13 protein-coding genes are annotated in these 15133 nt (G+C 72.3%); 12 read left to right on the top strand and 1 reads right to left on the bottom strand.

Annotated features, from left to right (window positions below; genetic code table 11):
• The first annotated feature begins 2 nt into the window (after positions 1-2).
• The 11 genes from carB to ACZ6ZR_RS18990 all read left to right on the top strand — a co-directional run bounded on the left by carB (position 3) and on the right by ACZ6ZR_RS18990 (position 13715).
• A complete protein-coding gene (carB, locus tag ACZ6ZR_RS18940) occupies positions 3-3311 on the top strand; it encodes a carbamoyl-phosphate synthase large subunit (protein WP_465643711.1) in 3309 nt (1102 codons plus the stop codon).
• Positions 3312-3397: 86 nt separating this feature from the next.
• Positions 3398-4495 (top strand): quinone-dependent dihydroorotate dehydrogenase, encoded by a 1098-nt coding sequence (locus ACZ6ZR_RS18945; RefSeq protein WP_465643805.1) that lies wholly within the window; start codon positions 3398-3400, stop codon positions 4493-4495.
• Positions 4496-4639: 144 nt separating this feature from the next.
• Positions 4640-5446 carry a dihydroorotate dehydrogenase electron transfer subunit gene (locus tag ACZ6ZR_RS18950; protein WP_465643713.1) on the top strand — a complete coding sequence of 269 codons (807 nt, stop codon included), beginning with the start codon at positions 4640-4642 and terminating at the stop codon, positions 5444-5446.
• Positions 5446-6405, top strand: a complete 960-nt coding sequence (locus tag ACZ6ZR_RS18955) for a dihydroorotate dehydrogenase (RefSeq protein ID WP_465643715.1) — start codon at positions 5446-5448, stop codon at positions 6403-6405. Before ACZ6ZR_RS18950 ends, ACZ6ZR_RS18955 begins: the two co-directional genes overlap by 1 nt.
• A 9-nt stretch (positions 6406-6414) precedes the next feature.
• Positions 6415-7248 (top strand): orotidine-5'-phosphate decarboxylase, encoded by an 834-nt coding sequence (pyrF, locus tag ACZ6ZR_RS18960; RefSeq protein WP_465643717.1) that lies wholly within the window; start codon positions 6415-6417, stop codon positions 7246-7248.
• A gap of 293 nt (positions 7249-7541) precedes the next feature.
• Positions 7542-7868: an integration host factor, actinobacterial type gene (mihF, locus tag ACZ6ZR_RS18965; RefSeq protein WP_345283306.1), complete on the top strand. Its 327-nt coding sequence runs from the start codon at positions 7542-7544 to the stop codon at positions 7866-7868.
• A gap of 84 nt (positions 7869-7952) precedes the next feature.
• The gene (gmk, locus tag ACZ6ZR_RS18970; RefSeq protein ID WP_465643719.1) at positions 7953-8510 is read left to right on the top strand and encodes a guanylate kinase; all 558 of its coding nucleotides are present in this window, start codon (positions 7953-7955) and stop codon (positions 8508-8510) included.
• 48 nt (positions 8511-8558) lie between these two features.
• A complete protein-coding gene (rpoZ, locus tag ACZ6ZR_RS18975) occupies positions 8559-8825 on the top strand; it encodes a DNA-directed RNA polymerase subunit omega (protein WP_030056185.1) in 267 nt (88 codons plus the stop codon).
• 155 nt (positions 8826-8980) lie between these two features.
• Positions 8981-10189, top strand: coding sequence for a bifunctional phosphopantothenoylcysteine decarboxylase/phosphopantothenate--cysteine ligase CoaBC (gene coaBC, locus ACZ6ZR_RS18980; protein ID WP_465643721.1), 1209 nt, complete (start codon positions 8981-8983; stop codon positions 10187-10189).
• A 148-nt stretch (positions 10190-10337) separates the two neighbouring features.
• Positions 10338-11546 carry a methionine adenosyltransferase gene (gene metK, locus ACZ6ZR_RS18985; RefSeq protein WP_465643723.1) on the top strand — a complete coding sequence of 403 codons (1209 nt, stop codon included), beginning with the start codon at positions 10338-10340 and terminating at the stop codon, positions 11544-11546.
• 87 nt (positions 11547-11633) lie between these two features.
• Positions 11634-13715, top strand: coding sequence for a primosomal protein N' (locus ACZ6ZR_RS18990; protein ID WP_465643725.1), 2082 nt, complete (start codon positions 11634-11636; stop codon positions 13713-13715).
• Here the strand turns inward: ACZ6ZR_RS18990 and ACZ6ZR_RS18995 are convergent.
• On the bottom strand, positions 13643-14332 hold the full coding sequence (locus ACZ6ZR_RS18995) for a DUF4386 domain-containing protein (RefSeq protein WP_465643727.1): 690 nt from the start codon (positions 14330-14332) through the stop codon (positions 13643-13645). The two genes, ACZ6ZR_RS18990 and ACZ6ZR_RS18995, sit on opposite strands and share 73 nt — an antisense overlap.
• 114 nt (positions 14333-14446) lie before the next feature.
• Between ACZ6ZR_RS18995 and ACZ6ZR_RS19000 the strand changes: the two genes are divergently transcribed.
• The gene (locus ACZ6ZR_RS19000) at positions 14447-15130 is read left to right on the top strand and encodes a TetR/AcrR family transcriptional regulator C-terminal domain-containing protein (RefSeq protein WP_465643729.1); all 684 of its coding nucleotides are present in this window, start codon (positions 14447-14449) and stop codon (positions 15128-15130) included.
• Positions 15131-15133: the final 3 nt, after the last annotated feature.

The following is a 15133-nucleotide window of genomic DNA, read 5'->3' on the forward strand; positions in this document are numbered from 1 at the left end:
CCGTGCCGAAGCGCACTGACATCAAGTCCGTCCTGGTGATCGGCTCCGGCCCGATCGTCATCGGCCAGGCCGCCGAGTTCGACTACTCCGGCACCCAGGCCTGCCGCGTGCTGCGGGCCGAGGGCCTGCGGGTCGTCCTGGTGAACTCCAACCCGGCCACGATCATGACCGACCCGGAGATCGCCGACGCCACCTACGTCGAGCCGATCACCCCGGAGTTCGTCGAGAAGATCATCGCCAAGGAGCGCCCCGACGTGCTCCTGCCGACCCTCGGCGGGCAGACCGCGCTGAACACCGCGATCTCGCTGCACGAGAACGGCACCCTCGCCAAGTACGGCGTCGAGCTGATCGGCGCCAACGTCGAGGCGATCCACAAGGGCGAGGACCGCCAGCTCTTCAAGGGCGTGGTCGAGGCGGTCAACGCCAAGATCGGCCACGGCGAGTCGGCCCGCTCGGTGATCTGCCACTCGATGGACGACGTCCTCAAGGGCGTGGACACGCTGGGCGGTTACCCCGTCGTCGTGCGTCCCTCCTTCACCATGGGCGGCGCCGGCTCCGGCTTCGCCCACGACGAGGAGGACCTGCGCCGCATCGCCGGCCAGGGCCTGGCCCTCTCGCCGACCACCGAGGTGCTCCTGGAGGAGTCCATCCTCGGCTGGAAGGAGTACGAGCTCGAGCTGATGCGCGACAAGAACGACAACGTCGTGGTGGTCTGCTCGATCGAGAACTTCGACCCGATGGGCGTGCACACCGGTGACTCGATCACCGTCGCCCCGGCGATGACCCTGACGGACCGTGAGTACCAGACGCTCCGTGACATCGGCATCGCGATCATCCGCGAGGTCGGCGTCGACACCGGCGGCTGCAACATCCAGTTCGCGATCGACCCGGTCGACGGCCGGATCATCGTGATCGAGATGAACCCGCGGGTCTCCCGCTCCTCGGCGCTGGCCTCCAAGGCCACCGGCTTCCCGATCGCCAAGATCGCGGCCAAGCTGGCGGTCGGCTACACCCTGGACGAGATCCCCAACGACATCACCGAGAAGACCCCGGCCTCCTTCGAGCCCTCGCTCGACTACGTCGTGGTCAAGGTGCCCCGGTTCGCGTTCGAGAAGTTCCCGAGCGCCGACGCCACGCTGACCACGACCATGAAGTCGGTCGGCGAGGCGATGGCGATGGGCCGCAACTTCCCCGAGGCGCTGAACAAGGCGCTGCGCTCGCTGGAGAAGAAGGGCTCCCAGTTCAGCTGGGTCGGCGAGCTCGGCGACAAGGCCGCGCTGCTGACGAAGGCTCAGGTCCCGACCGACGGCCGGATCAACACCGTCATGGACGCGATCCGGGCCGGCGCCACCCCGGAGGAGGTCTTCGACAACACGAAGATCGACCCGTGGTTCGTCGACCAGCTCTTCCTGATCAACGAGATCGCCGAGGAGCTCGCCGAGGCCGAGAAGCTCGACCCCGAGCTGCTCCGCCACGCCAAGCGGCACGGCTTCTCCGACCAGCAGATCGGTGAGATCCGTGGGCTGCGCACCGACGTGGTCCGCGAGGTCCGGTACGCGCTGGGCATCCGCCCGGTCTTCAAGACCGTGGACACCTGCGCCGCCGAGTTCGCCGCCAAGACCCCGTACTTCTACTCGTCCTACGACGAGGAGAGCGAGGTCGCCCCGCGCTCCAAGCCCGCCGTGATCATCCTGGGCTCCGGCCCGAACCGGATCGGCCAGGGCATCGAGTTCGACTACTCCTGCGTGCACGCCTCCTTCGCGCTCGCCGCGGCCGGGTACGAGACCGTCATGGTCAACTGCAACCCGGAGACCGTCTCCACCGACTACGACACCTCCGACCGGCTCTACTTCGAGCCGCTCACCCTGGAGGACGTGCTGGAGATCGTCCACGCCGAGCAGCAGGCCGGCCCGGTGGCCGGTGTCCTGGTCCAGCTCGGCGGGCAGACCCCGCTCGGCCTGGCCCAGGCGCTCAAGGACAACGGCGTGCCGATCGTCGGCACCCAGCCCGAGGCCATCGACCTGGCCGAGGAGCGCGGCGCCTTCGGCCGGGTGCTGCGCGACGCGGGCCTGCCGGCCCCCAAGCACGGCACCGCCTTCTCCTTCGCGGAGGCCAAGGCGATCGCCGACGAGATCGGCTACCCGGTGCTGGCGCGTCCCTCGTACGTGCTCGGCGGCCGCGGCATGGAGATCGTCTACGACGAGGCCTCGCTCGCCTCCTACCTGGAGCGGCACGCCGGTCTGATCTCCGAGCACCCGGTGCTGATCGACCGCTTCCTGGACGACGCGGTCGAGATCGACGTGGACGCCCTCTACGACGGCGAGGAGCTCTACCTCGGCGGCGTGATGGAGCACATCGAGGAGGCCGGCATCCACTCCGGCGACTCGGCCTGCGCGCTGCCCCCGATCACCCTCGGCGGCTACGACATCAAGCGGCTGCGGACCTCGACCGAGGCCATCGCCAAGGGCGTCGGCGTGCGCGGTCTGATCAACATTCAGTTCGCCCTGGCCGGGGACATCCTGTACGTCCTGGAGGCCAACCCGCGCGCCTCGCGCACCGTGCCGTTCACCTCCAAGGCCACGGCGGTGCCGCTGGCCAAGGCGGCGGCCCGGGTCTCGCTCGGCGCCACCATCGCCGAGCTGCGCGCCGAGGGCCTGCTCCCGGCCGAGGGCGACGGCGGCACCCTGCCGGCCGACTGCCCGATCTCGGTCAAGGAGGCCGTGATGCCGTGGAGCCGCTTCCGCGACATCCACGGCCGCGGTGTGGACACCGTGCTCGGCCCGGAGATGCGCTCGACCGGTGAGGTCATGGGCATCGACAAGGTGTTCGGCACCGCCTACGCCAAGGCCCAGGCCGGCGCGTACGGCGCCCTGCCGACCAAGGGCAAGGTCTTCGTCTCGGTCGCCAACCGCGACAAGCGCAACCTGGTCTTCCCGGCCCGCGCGCTGGTCGACCTCGGCTTCGAGGTGCTCGCCACCTCCGGCACCGCCGAGGTGCTGCAGCGCGGCGGCATCCCGTCCACCGTGGTGCGCAAGCACAGCGAGGGCGAGGGCCCGAACGGTGAGAAGACCATCGTCCAGCTGATCCACGACGGCGAGGTGGACCTCATCATCAACACCCCGTACGGCAACAGCGGCCGCCTCGACGGCTACGAGATCCGTACGGCCGCGGTGGCGCGCGGCGTCCCGTGCCTGACGACCGTTCAGGCGATGGGCGCGGCGGTGCAGGGCACCGACGCACTGCTGCGGGGCGACGTCGGTGTGATGTCGCTCCAGGAGCACGCGGCCCTGATCAACGCCGGCCGCAAGTAGCTCGTCTCCGTGGGGGGCACACCGCAGGTTGGGGTGCCCCCCACACCCATGTCCGAATCCGGCTCCGAGGAAGGGTGCACCCCGTCGTGTACAAGCTGCTGTTCGATCTGGTCTTCAAGAAGATGGACCCGGAGAAGGCGCACCACCTGGCCTTCTTCTGGATCCGGCTGGCCGCCTCGGTGCCCGGGCTGCGGCAGCTGGTGAGGCTGGTGCTGGCGCCGCGTCACGCCTCGCTGCGCACCACGGCGTTGGGCCTCGACCTGCCGGGCCCGTTCGGGCTGGGCGCCGGCTTCGACAAGAACGGGATCGGGATCGACGGGCTGTCGATGCTGGGCTTCGACTACGTCGAGATCGGCACGGTGACCGGTGAGCCGCAGCCCGGGAACCCGGCGCCGCGGCTGTTCCGGCTGGTCGAGGACCGGGCGCTGATCAACCGGATGGGGTTCAACAACCAGGGCTCGGCACGGGTCGCCGCGCGGCTGGCGGGGCGGGCCCGGACGGGACTCACGCCGGTGGTCGGCGTCAACATCGGCAAGACCAAGCTGGTGGAGGAGGCCGACGCCACCGAGGACTACGTGAAGAGCACGCAGTGGCTGGCGGAGCACGCCGACTACCTGGTGGTGAACGTCTCGTCGCCGAACACGCCGGGGCTGCGGAACCTGCAGACGGTGTCGGCGCTGGCTCCGCTGCTGGTCGACGTGCGGCGGGCGGCGGACCGGTCGGTGCCGCACCACGTGCCGCTGCTGGTGAAGATCGCGCCCGACCTGGCGGACGAGGACATCGACGCGATCGCCGACATGGCGATGGAGATCGGGCTGGACGGGATCATCGCGACCAACACCACGATCGGGCGGGAGGGGCTCCGGGAGCCTGCCGCCCGGGTGGAGGAGATCGGGATGGGCGGGCTGTCGGGGGCTCCGCTCAAGGCGCGGTCGCTGGAGGTGCTGCAGCGGCTGCGGGCGCGGACCCAGGGGCGGCTGGTGCTGGTCGCCGTGGGCGGCATCGAGACGGCGGACGACGCGTGGGAGCGGATCACGCACGGGGCGGATCTGGTGCAGGGGTACAGCGCGTTCATCTACGAGGGGCCGTTCTGGATGCGGCGGATGCACCGGGGGTTGGCGGCGCGGTTGAAGGCGAGCGGGTACGCGAGCATCGCTGAGGCTGTGGGGACGGCCAAGGCCTGACCGGGAGCGGGGGTGGGGGGACTGTGCGATGCGGAGTGCGGCAAGTGCCGTTCCCCTGCGCGCAGTTCCTCGCGCCCCTGGTTGCCGAATGGTCCGGTGCTCGTTCTTGGTTCGTAGCGGGACGTTCTACGAAGGTGAGATCTGATGGCCCATCCAGTGGTGGCCGAGGCGGAGTTGGTGGAGTCCGTGGCGGCCGGGGTGTACCGGCGGTTGGTGCTGCGGGCGCCGGAGGTGGCGCGGCGGGTGGGGCCGGGGCACTTCGCGACGCTCGGGGTGGGTGGGGCGATGCTGCTGCGGCGGGCGTTCTGGATTCACCGGGCCGACGTCGGGGGCGGGACGGTCGAGCTGGTGGTGGCTGAACGTGGCGCGGGGACACGGGAGTTGGTGCGCAGCAGGGTGGGGGAGCGGTTGAGTCTGATCGCTCCGCTCGGGACGCCGTTCCCGGTGCCGGAGGGGCCGGTGAGCGCGCTGCTGGTGGCCGGCGGGTACGGGAGCGCGGCGCTGTTCGGGCTGGCGGAGGAGATCCGGCGGCGGGGCGGGCAGGTCGGGTTCATCCTCGGGGCGGCGACCGAGGGGCGGCTGTTCGGGGTGGCGGCGGCCCGGGAGCTGACGCAGGACGTGCTGGTGGTGACGGAGGACGGTTCGGCGGGGCTGACCGGGGTGGTCACCGAGGTGGTGGCCCAGGCGATGAAGGCGATCGACGCCACGGTGGTGTACGCCTGCGGGCCGACGCCGATGCTGGCGGAGGTCTCCGGGACGGCCGGGGAGCTGGGCGCGAGGTGCTGGACGGCGGTGGAGGAGACGATGGCCTGCGGGACGGGGCTCTGCACGACCTGCGTCCTGCCGGTGGTCGGGGCCGACGGGGTGAGCCGCTCGGTGCGGTCCTGCACGGACGGGCCGGTGTTCGACGGGGCGCGGGTGCGCTGGGCCTCGGTGGGGGCGGCGGTCTGATGGACCCTCAGGAAGTCGACCTCACCGCGCCGTTGGGGCACCGTACGGTGCCGAACCCCCTGACCACCGCCTCGGGCTGCGCCGGGTACGGGCGGGAGCTGGCCAAGTTCGTGCCGCTGGACGCGCTGGGCACGGTCACCACCAAGACGGTGATGGCGGCGCCGCGGCCGGGCGGGGCCGCCCCGCGGATGGCGGAGACCCCGTCGGGGATGCTGAACGCGGTCGGGCTGCAGGGCGCCGGCCTGGCCGGGTTCGTCCGGGACGAGCTGCCCTGGCTGGCGGAGCGCGGTGCCCGGGTGGTGGTCTCGGTCGCGGGGGAGCGGCTGGAGGAGTTCGCCGAGGTCACCGCCGGGCTGCGCGGGCGGCCCGGAGTGGTCGGCATCGAGGTCAACCTGTCCTGCCCGAACGCCGCCGACCGCGGCCAGGTCTTCGCCTGCAACCCCGCCACCTCCTACGACGTGGTCCGGGCGGTCCGGCGGGAGGCCGACGCGGAGCTGCCGGTCTACGCCAAGCTCTCCCCGGACGTCACCTCGGTCACCCAGATCGCCGCCGCCTGCGTGCAGGCCGGTGCCGACGGACTGTCACTCATCAACACCCCGCTCGGGATGGCCATCGACCCGGTCACCATGCGCCCCGCCCCGGGCGGCGCGGCCGGCGGGCTGTCCGGCCCGGCGATCCGGCCGCTGGCCGTGCGCTGCGTGCACCAGGTGCACGCGGAGATGCTGGCCGGGCGCATCCCGAGGGTGCCGATCCTCGCCATGGGCGGGCTCCGGACCGGGCTGGACGCCCTGGAGTTCACCCTGGCCGGTGCCGCCGGGGTCGCCGTCGGCACCACGCTGTTCCACGACCCGACCGCCCCGCTGCGCATCCTCGACGAGCTGCGCACCGAGCTGGCGGCCCGGGGTTTCGCGAAGTACACGGACGCGGTGGGGTACGCCCACCGCGCGGATTCCACCTGAAAGGCCGTCATGACGCTCGCTCCCTTCGGTACCCGCCTCGCCGCCGCCCTGGAGACCCGCGGCCGGCTCTGCGTGGGCATCGACCCGCACGCCTCGCTGCTCGCCGCCTGGGGCCTGAACGACGACATCGCGGGCCTGGAGGCCTTCAGCCGCACCGTGGTCGAGGCGCTGGCCGGTGAGGTGGCGGTGCTCAAGCCGCAGGCCGCGTTCTTCGAGCGGTTCGGCTCGCGGGGCATCGCGGTGCTGGAGCGGACCGTCACCGAGGCCCGCGAGGCGGGCGCGCTGGTGCTGATGGACGCCAAGCGCGGTGACATCGGCTCCACCATGGCCGCCTACGCGGAGACCTTCCTGTCACCGGACCGGGCGCTGTTCTCGGACGCGCTGACCGTCTCGCCGTACCTGGGCTTCGGGTCGCTGCAGCCGGCCGTGGACCTGGCGAAGGCCAACGGCTGCGGCCTGTTCGCGCTGGCGCTCACCTCCAACCCGGAGGGCCACGAGGTCCAGCGGGCCGTCGGCGCCGACGGCCTGACGGTGGCCCAGGGCGTGCTGAACCGGCTGAAGGCGGAGAACGAGGGTGCCGAGCCGCTCGGCTCCTTCGGCGCGGTGGTCGGTGCCACCCTGGCCGAGGCCGGGGCGGACCTCGCGATCAACGGCGCGCTGCTGGCCCCCGGGGTCGGCGCCCAGGGGGCCACGGCGGCCGACCTGCCCCGGGTGTTCGGCGACTCGGTCGGGAACGTCCTGCCCAGCGTGAGCCGGGACGTGCTCAAGCACGGGCCCTCGGTGGCGGCCCTGCGGGCGGCCTCGGAGCGCTTCGTCGAGGAGATCGCGGCGGTGGTGAAGTAACGGAGGATGTGACGGGCGTCCTGTGAGGCGCGTCACAGCGGCCCGGCCGATGAGTCGTCAGGGCGGCTGATTTGCCCGGAAAAGTCCTGGTCGACCTTGGCTGACCAGGACTTTTCGTGTTCTTTTCCTGACGCGCGGCCTCAAGTTGGGTAGTGTCCGGCGAGAGGTCACCGAGGGGCGGCGGAACCGTTGCTCTCGCAGGTCAGAGCCGTGAGGTTCTGCATTTCGGTGCGCTTCGAAGGCACCACCCAGTCATAGCTCATTTCCTTCCATCTACACCTGAGGTGAACGGCGTGGCTCTTCCGCCCCTTACCCCTGAACAGCGCACCGCCGCGCTCGCGAAGGCTGCCGAAGCCCGTCGGAAGCGCGCCGATGTGAAGAACAAGCTGAAGCACTCCGGTGCCTCGCTGCACGACGTGATCAAGGCGGGCAAGGCCGATGACGAGGTCATCGGCAAGATGAAGGTCTCCGCACTGCTGGAGTCCATGCCCGGCGTCGGCAAGGTCCGCGCCAAGCAGATCATGGAGCGCCTGGGGATCTCCGAGAGCCGCCGCGTGCGCGGGCTCGGGACGAACCAGATCGCTTCGCTGGAGCGGGAGTTCGGTTCCACGGCCTCCTGACCACGGCTCTCTCGGTATCGGGAGCCACAGCCGGGTGCCGACCCGGTGGTCCCCGGAACGTCCGCGATCCGGGATAATCGGTGCATGAGTGAACGTCCGCGGCTGACCGTGCTCTCCGGCCCTTCGGGGGTCGGCAAGAGCACGGTCGTCGCTCATCTGAGGAAGCAGCACCCCGAGCTCTGGCTCTCGGTGTCGGTCACCACCCGGCATCCGAGGCCCGGCGAGAAGAACGGGGTCCACTACTACTTCGTCGACAACGACGAGTTCGAGAAGCTGGTCGCCAACGGCGAGCTGCTGGAGTGGGCCGTGTTCGCCGGGAACCGTTACGGCACCCCGCGCGCGGCCGTGCTGGAGAAGCTGGCGAACGGGAAGCCGGTCCTGCTGGAGATCGACCTCCAGGGGGCCCGGCAGGTCCGGGAGTCGATGCCCGAGGCCCAGCTGGTCTTCCTCGGTCCGCCGAGCTGGGAGGAGCTGGTCCGCCGGCTCACCGGCCGGGGCACCGAGCCGCAGGACGTGATCGACCGTCGGCTGGAGGCCGCCAAGGTCGAGCTCGCGGCCGAGCCGGAGTTCGACACCACGCTGGTCAACCACTCCGTCGAGCAGGTGTCCGCCGAACTGCTAAGGTTGCTCGGTGTAGCCTGAGCAGTTCTTTCTGCTCAGGATTTGTTTCTTCTTTCGGAAGGTTTTCGCGTGTCCTCTTCCATGACCGCGCCCGAGGGCATCATCAACCCGCCGATCGACGAGCTGCTCGAGGCGACCGACTCGAAGTACAGCCTGGTCATCTACGCCGCCAAGCGCGCGCGTCAGATCAACGCGTACTACTCGCAGCTCGGTGAGGGCCTCCTGGAGTACGTCGGCCCGCTGGTCGACACCCACGTGCACGAGAAGCCGCTGTCGATCGCGCTGCGCGAGATCAACGCGGGCATGCTGACGGCCGAGGCCGTCGAGGCCGCCTGAGTCTCCCGGTACGTCGCGGAGGGCCCGTCGGAGCAACTGCTCCGGCGGGCCCTCTCGTGTTGCCGCGGGTGTGTCGCGGGCCATGGTGCGACGGGCTTCTGATGGGTCGTAGGGTGGGGCTCGTCCCCGCCCGCCCGGCAGAGAGAGCCACCGCGATGAACGCCAGCCCGCCCAATGTCGTCCTCGGCGTGAGCGGCGGCATCGCCGCGTACAAGGCGTGCGAGCTGCTGCGCCGGTTCACCGAGTCCGGCCACGCCGTGACCGTGGTGCCGACCGCCGCCGCGCTGCACTTCGTCGGCGAGGCCACCTGGGCCGCCCTCTCGGGCCGCCCGGCCGCGACCGAGACCTGGGAGCGGGTGCACGAGGTCCCGCACGTGCGGATCGGCCAGCAGGCGGACCTGGTGGTGGTGGCCCCGGCCACCGCCGACCTGATGGCCAAGGCCGCCCACGGCCTGGCCGACGACCTGCTCACCAACACCCTGCTGACCGCCCGCTGTCCGGTGGTGCTGGCACCCGCCATGCACACCGAGATGTGGGAGCACCCGGCCACCCAGGAGAACGTGGCCACCCTGCGCCGCCGGGGCGTGATCGTGCTGGAGCCCGCCGTCGGCCGGCTCACCGGCAAGGACACCGGCAAGGGCCGGCTGCCCGAGCCCTCCGCGATCTTCGAGGCCTGCCGCCGGGTGCTGGAGCGCGGCGGCCTGGACGCCGACCTGACGGGCCGTCACGTGGTGGTCTCGGCCGGCGGCACCCGGGAGCCGCTGGACCCGGTCCGCTACCTGGGCAACCTCTCCTCCGGCAAGCAGGGCTACGCGCTGGCCACCACCGCCGCCGCGCGCGGGGCCCGGGTCACCCTGCTCTCCGCCAACGCCACCCTGCCGGACCCGGCCGGGGTGGACGTGGTGCACGTCTCCACCGCGCTGGAGCTGCGGGAGGCCGCGCTGAAGGCGGTGGCCGACGCGGACGCCGTGGTGATGGCGGCCGCGGTGGCCGACTTCCGGCCGGCCGAGTACGCCACCGGGAAGATCAAGAAGGTGGACGGGCAGGACCCGGCGCCGGTCGCGCTGGTCCGCAACCCCGACATCCTGGCCGAGCTCTCCGCCCACCGGGCCCGCCCCGGCCAGGTGGTGGTCGGCTTCGCCGCCGAGACCGACGACGTGCTCGCCAACGGGCGGGCGAAGCTGGCGCGCAAGGGCTGCGACCTGTTGGTCGTCAACGAAGTGGGCGGCGGTAAGGCTTTCGGTCAGGACACCAATGCGGCGGTTCTGCTGAGCGCGGACGGAACCGAGGCCGAGATCGCCGACGGTCCCAAGGAATCGCTGGCAGACGCGGTCTGGGACGCCGTCGCGGGCCGCCTGGGCTGAGCTCGGAGCACGGTCGATTCCATCTCAATCCTTGAGGGGGGATGCCGCCGACTGGTAGCGGACCGTTACACTCGCGGAATCGAAGTCTTTCCGGATGTCCGGACCGCCGGGCATTCAGTCAGCAGCCGCTGCAACCCCAGGGAGCGCTGTGTCTCGCCGCCTGTTCACCTCGGAGTCCGTCACCGAGGGGCACCCCGACAAGATCGCTGACCAGATCAGCGACACCATCCTGGACGCGCTCCTCGCGGCCGACCCCACCTCGCGGGTCGCCGTCGAGACGCTGATCACCACCGGCCTCGTGCACATCGCCGGTGAGGTCACCACCAAGGCCTACGCTCCGATCGCCCAGCTCGTCCGGGAGAAGATCCTGGAGATCGGCTACGACTCCTCGAAGAAGGGCTTCGACGGCGCTTCCTGCGGCGTCTCGGTCTCCATCGGTGCGCAGTCCCCGGACATCGCGCAGGGCGTCGACACCGCGTACGAGGCCCGGGTCGAGGGCGACGAGGACGACCTCGACAAGCAGGGCGCCGGCGACCAGGGTCTGATGTTCGGCTACGCGAGCGACGAGACCCCCGAGCTGATGCCGCTGCCGATCACCCTGGCGCACCGGCTCTCCAAGCGTCTCTCCGAGGTGCGCAAGAACGGCCAGATCCCGTACCTGCGCCCCGACGGCAAGACCCAGGTCACCATCGAGTACGACGGCGACAAGGCCGTCCGCCTCGACACCGTGGTGGTCTCCTCGCAGCACGCGAGCGACATCGACCTGGACTCGCTGCTCACCCCGGACATCCGCGAGTTCGTCGTGGAGCCGGAGCTGCAGCGGCTGGCCGACGACGGCATCAAGCTGGTGACCGAGGGCTACCGCCTGCTGGTCAACCCGACCGGCCGCTTCGAGATCGGCGGCCCGATGGGCGACGCCGGCCTCACCGGCCGCAAGATCATCATCGACACCTACGGCGGCATGGCCCGCCACGGTGGCGGCGCCTTCTCGGGCAAGGACCCGTCCAAGGTGGATCGTTCGGCCGCCTACGCGATGCGCTGGGTCGCCAAGAACATCGTCGCCGCGGGCCTGGCCTCGCGCGCCGAGGTCCAGGTCGCGTACGCGATCGGCAAGGCCGAGCCGGTGGGCCTGTTCGTGGAGACCTTCGGCACCGAGACCGTCCCGGTGCTGAAGATCCAGGCCGCGGTCTCCGAGGTCTTCGACCTCCGCCCGGCCGCGATCATCCGCGACCTCGACCTGCTCCGCCCGATCTACGCGAAGACCGCCGCGTACGGCCACTTCGGCCGTGACGACGCGGACTTCACCTGGGAGCGGACCGACCGGGTCGAGCAGCTGAAGAAGGCCGTCCAGGCCTGACGCTCCTCGTCGTGAGCGGCGGTCACCCCTCGCGGGGTGGCCGCCGCTTCGTCGTGTCGTCGGTGCGGTCTGATAGATGTTGGGGCGATGAGCAGCACAGACGAGGGCGGTACGGCCGACACCGGGGAGCAGCTGGCCTTCATCCGGGACACGGTCCGCAGGGCCAAGCCCCGGACGTGGCGCGGCGCGCAGCTGGCCGAGCACCTGCCGGTGGCCCGGGTGGTGGTGGACAAGGGGCTGCTCAGCCTGGACAAGTTCTTCGACTACGCGGTGCCCGCCAACCTGGCGGACGAGGCCCAGCCCGGGGTCCGGGTCCGGGTCCGGTTCGGCGCCCGGGTCGGGACCAACGGGCGGCGCGAGGGCGGGGAGCTGCACGACGGCTTCGTGGTGGCCCGGCTGGAGCACTCCGACTTCCCCGGCGTACTGGCCCCGCTGGCCCAGGTGCTCTCCCCGGAGCGGGTGCTGACGCCCCCTCTGCTGCGACTGTGCCGCACCGTCGCCGACCGGTACGCGGGCTCGCTGGCCGACGTGCTCCAGCTCGCCGTGCCGCCGCGGCACGCCCAGGCCGAGGCGGAGCCCTCGCCCGAGCCGCTGCCCGACCCGCCGTTCCCCTCGGCCGAGAGCTGGTCGCGGTACGAGGAGGGCCCGGAGTACCTGACGGCCCTTCGGGACGGGGTGGCCCCGCGCGCGGTCTGGACGGCGCTGCCCGGCCCTGACTGGCCGTCGGAGATCGCCCGGGCGGTGGCCGCCACCCTGGCCGGGGGCCGGGGCGCACTGGTGGTGCTGCCCGAGGGGCGGTCGGTGGCCCGGGTGGACGAGGCGCTGACCGCGCTGCTCGGCGAGGGCCGGCACGTCGCGCTGGCCGCCGACCTCGGGCCGCGCGAGCGGTACCGGCGCTGGCTGTCGGTGAGCCGGGGCTCGGTGCGGGCGGTGATCGGGACGCGGGCCGCGATGTTCGCCCCGGTGCGCGACCTCGGGCTGGTGGTGGTCTGGAACGACGGGGACGGCAACCACAGCGACCAGCGCGCCCCGCACCCGCACGTGCGCGAGGTGGCGCTGCTGCGGGCGGCGGAGGAGAAGGCCGGGGTGCTGCTCGGCGGGCTCTCGATGACGGTGGAGGCGGCGCAGCTGCTGTCGACGGGGTGGGCCCGGCCGCTGGCCGCTCCCCGGGCCGTGGTGCGTTCGACCGCGCCGCGGGTGCGGACCGTGACCGACCAGGACCAGGGGCGGGACGAGGCCGCGCAGTACGCCCGGCTGCCCCGCCCGGCCTGGGAGGCGGCCCGGGACGCGCTGGCGCACGGGCCGGTGCTGATCCAGGTGCCCCGGCGTGGCTACGTGCCCCGGTTGGCGTGTGGCCGGTGCCGGACTCCCGCGCGCTGCCGGACATGTGAGGGACCGTTGGCCTCCGGCTCCGCCGGGGCGGTGCTGAGCTGTGCCTGGTGCGGGCGGGAGGAGCCGGACTGGCACTGCGTGGAGTGCGGCTCGTTCCGGCTGCGGGCGCAGGTGGTCGGGGCGGGGCGGACGGCGGAGGAGCTGGGCAAGGCCTTCCCCCGGGTGCCGGTGCGCACTTCGGGGAGGGATTCGGTGCTGTCGGTGGTGTCCGGGGAGCCGGCTCTGGTGATCTCCACGCCGGGGGCCGAGCCGGTGGCCGAGGGCGGCTACGCGGCGGCGCTGCTGCTGGACGGCTGGGCGCTGCTGGGCCGACCGGATCTGCGGGCCGGGGAGGAGGCGCTGCGGCTGTGGATGGCGGCGGCCGGGCTGGTGCGGCCGGCGTCGGACGGTGGCGCGGTGGTGGTGGTCGCCGAGCCGACCGCCCGGCCGGTGCAGGCGCTGGTGCGCTGGGACCCGGCCGGGCACGCGGGGTTGGAGCTGGCGGAGCGGGCCCAGCTGCACTTTCCGCCGGTCTCCCGGATGGCCTCGGTGACCGGCTCGGCGCAGGCGGTCGAGGACCTGCTCGGGCTGATCCGCCTGCCGGAGGGCGCCGACGTACTGGGGCCGGTGCCGGCCTCCGGCGGGCGGGGCGTCGAGCTGGAGCGGGCGCTGCTGCGGGTGGCGCCCGGTCAGGGGGCCGCGCTGGCGGCCGCGCTGAAGGCGGCTCAGATCGCGCGGGTGGCGCTGCGGCCGCCGGACTCGGTGAAGATCCGGGTGGATCCGCTCGACATCGGCTGAGGGCTCTCGAACCCGCGGCTCAGCAGGCGGACCGCGAGGGTGACCTCCCAGGCGAAGACCGGGAGGGCGGCGAGTGCGCCTGCCGTTGAGACCTGCTCGTACGCGCCGAACAGGACGGCGACGGCGGAGGCGAGGATCAGCGGGCCGCCGAGCAGGCCGAGGGCGGTGACCGGGCGGGGGAGCAGGCGGGCCCGGTGGAGCGCGTACGCCAGGACGGTGGTGTTGAGGCCGAGGGCGACGTTCGGGCCGAGGAGGAACGTCTGCTGGTGGAGGGCGACGAGGAGCTCCCGGCCGCTCGCCTCCTGAGGGATCGTCACCAGGGTGAGGACGCTGAGGATGCCGACGGCGATCACCGCGCCCTCGAGCAGGCGGCCGGCCAGGTAGGAGTGGGCGGCGGCTGCGCTGCGCCGGCTGAGGACCGGGTGGAGCACGGCGCCGGTGCCGACCACGGCGGTGACCAGGACGATCTCGGCGAGCACGCCGAGCAGGGCGCGGGTGCCCGAGCCCGGTTGGCCGTCGAGCAGCGGTCGGTAGAGCGACATCCCGGCGACGGCGGCGACTTCGGTGAGCAGGAACAGCGCGCCGGTGATGACGGCGGTCTTGCGGTCCGGATGCATGACGGTCCTCCCCTGGTGTACGGCGTACACCTTCTGATAGGGCATCACCGTAGGCGTACGCCGTACACTCGGTCAAGTGTCCGAGCTGAGAGGGGTTGTGGGATGGCTGGTGGGATGGCTGGTGGGGTGTCCGGTGGGGCGGTGCGGCGGGAGCCGTTGAACCGGGGGCGGGTGCTGGCGGCGGCGGTGGAGCTGGCGGACGGCATCGGGATCGAGGCGCTGAGCATGCGGCGGCTGGCCCAGGAGCTGGGCGTGGTGCCGATGGCGCTCTACAAGCACGTCGCCAACAAGGAGCAGCTGCTCGACGGCATGGTGGACGCGGTGCTCGCCGAGATCGCCCCGGTGGGGGAGGGGCCCTGGCGGGAGGTGGTGCGGGCGCGGGTGCTCTCGGCGCGGGCGGCGCTGCTGCTCCACCCGTGGGCGGCGCGGGTGATCGAGGGCCGGCCGGTGCCGACGGCGGCCGTGCTGGCGTACCTCGACTCGATGGCGGAGGCATTCCGGGGCGGGGGGCTGTCGGTGCAGCTGACGCACCACGTGATGCACGCGATGGGGAGCCGGCTGCTGGGCTTCAGCCAGGAGCTGTTCCAGGCCTCGGGTGGGTCCGGGCCGCCGCCGGCTCCGTTCGTGGCGGCCTTCCCGCGGCTGGCGGAGCTGGCGGGGGCGGGGCATGACGAGGCGTCGGTCGTGGTCGGTGGCGGGTGTGACGACCAGTTCGAGTTCGAGTTCGCGCTGGACCTGCTGCTGGACGGCTTCGCCCGGCTGCACGAGGCGGGTTGGGCGCCGCCGGTGCGGGGGTAGGGT

This window comes from Kitasatospora sp. NPDC088742, assembly GCF_055584905.1.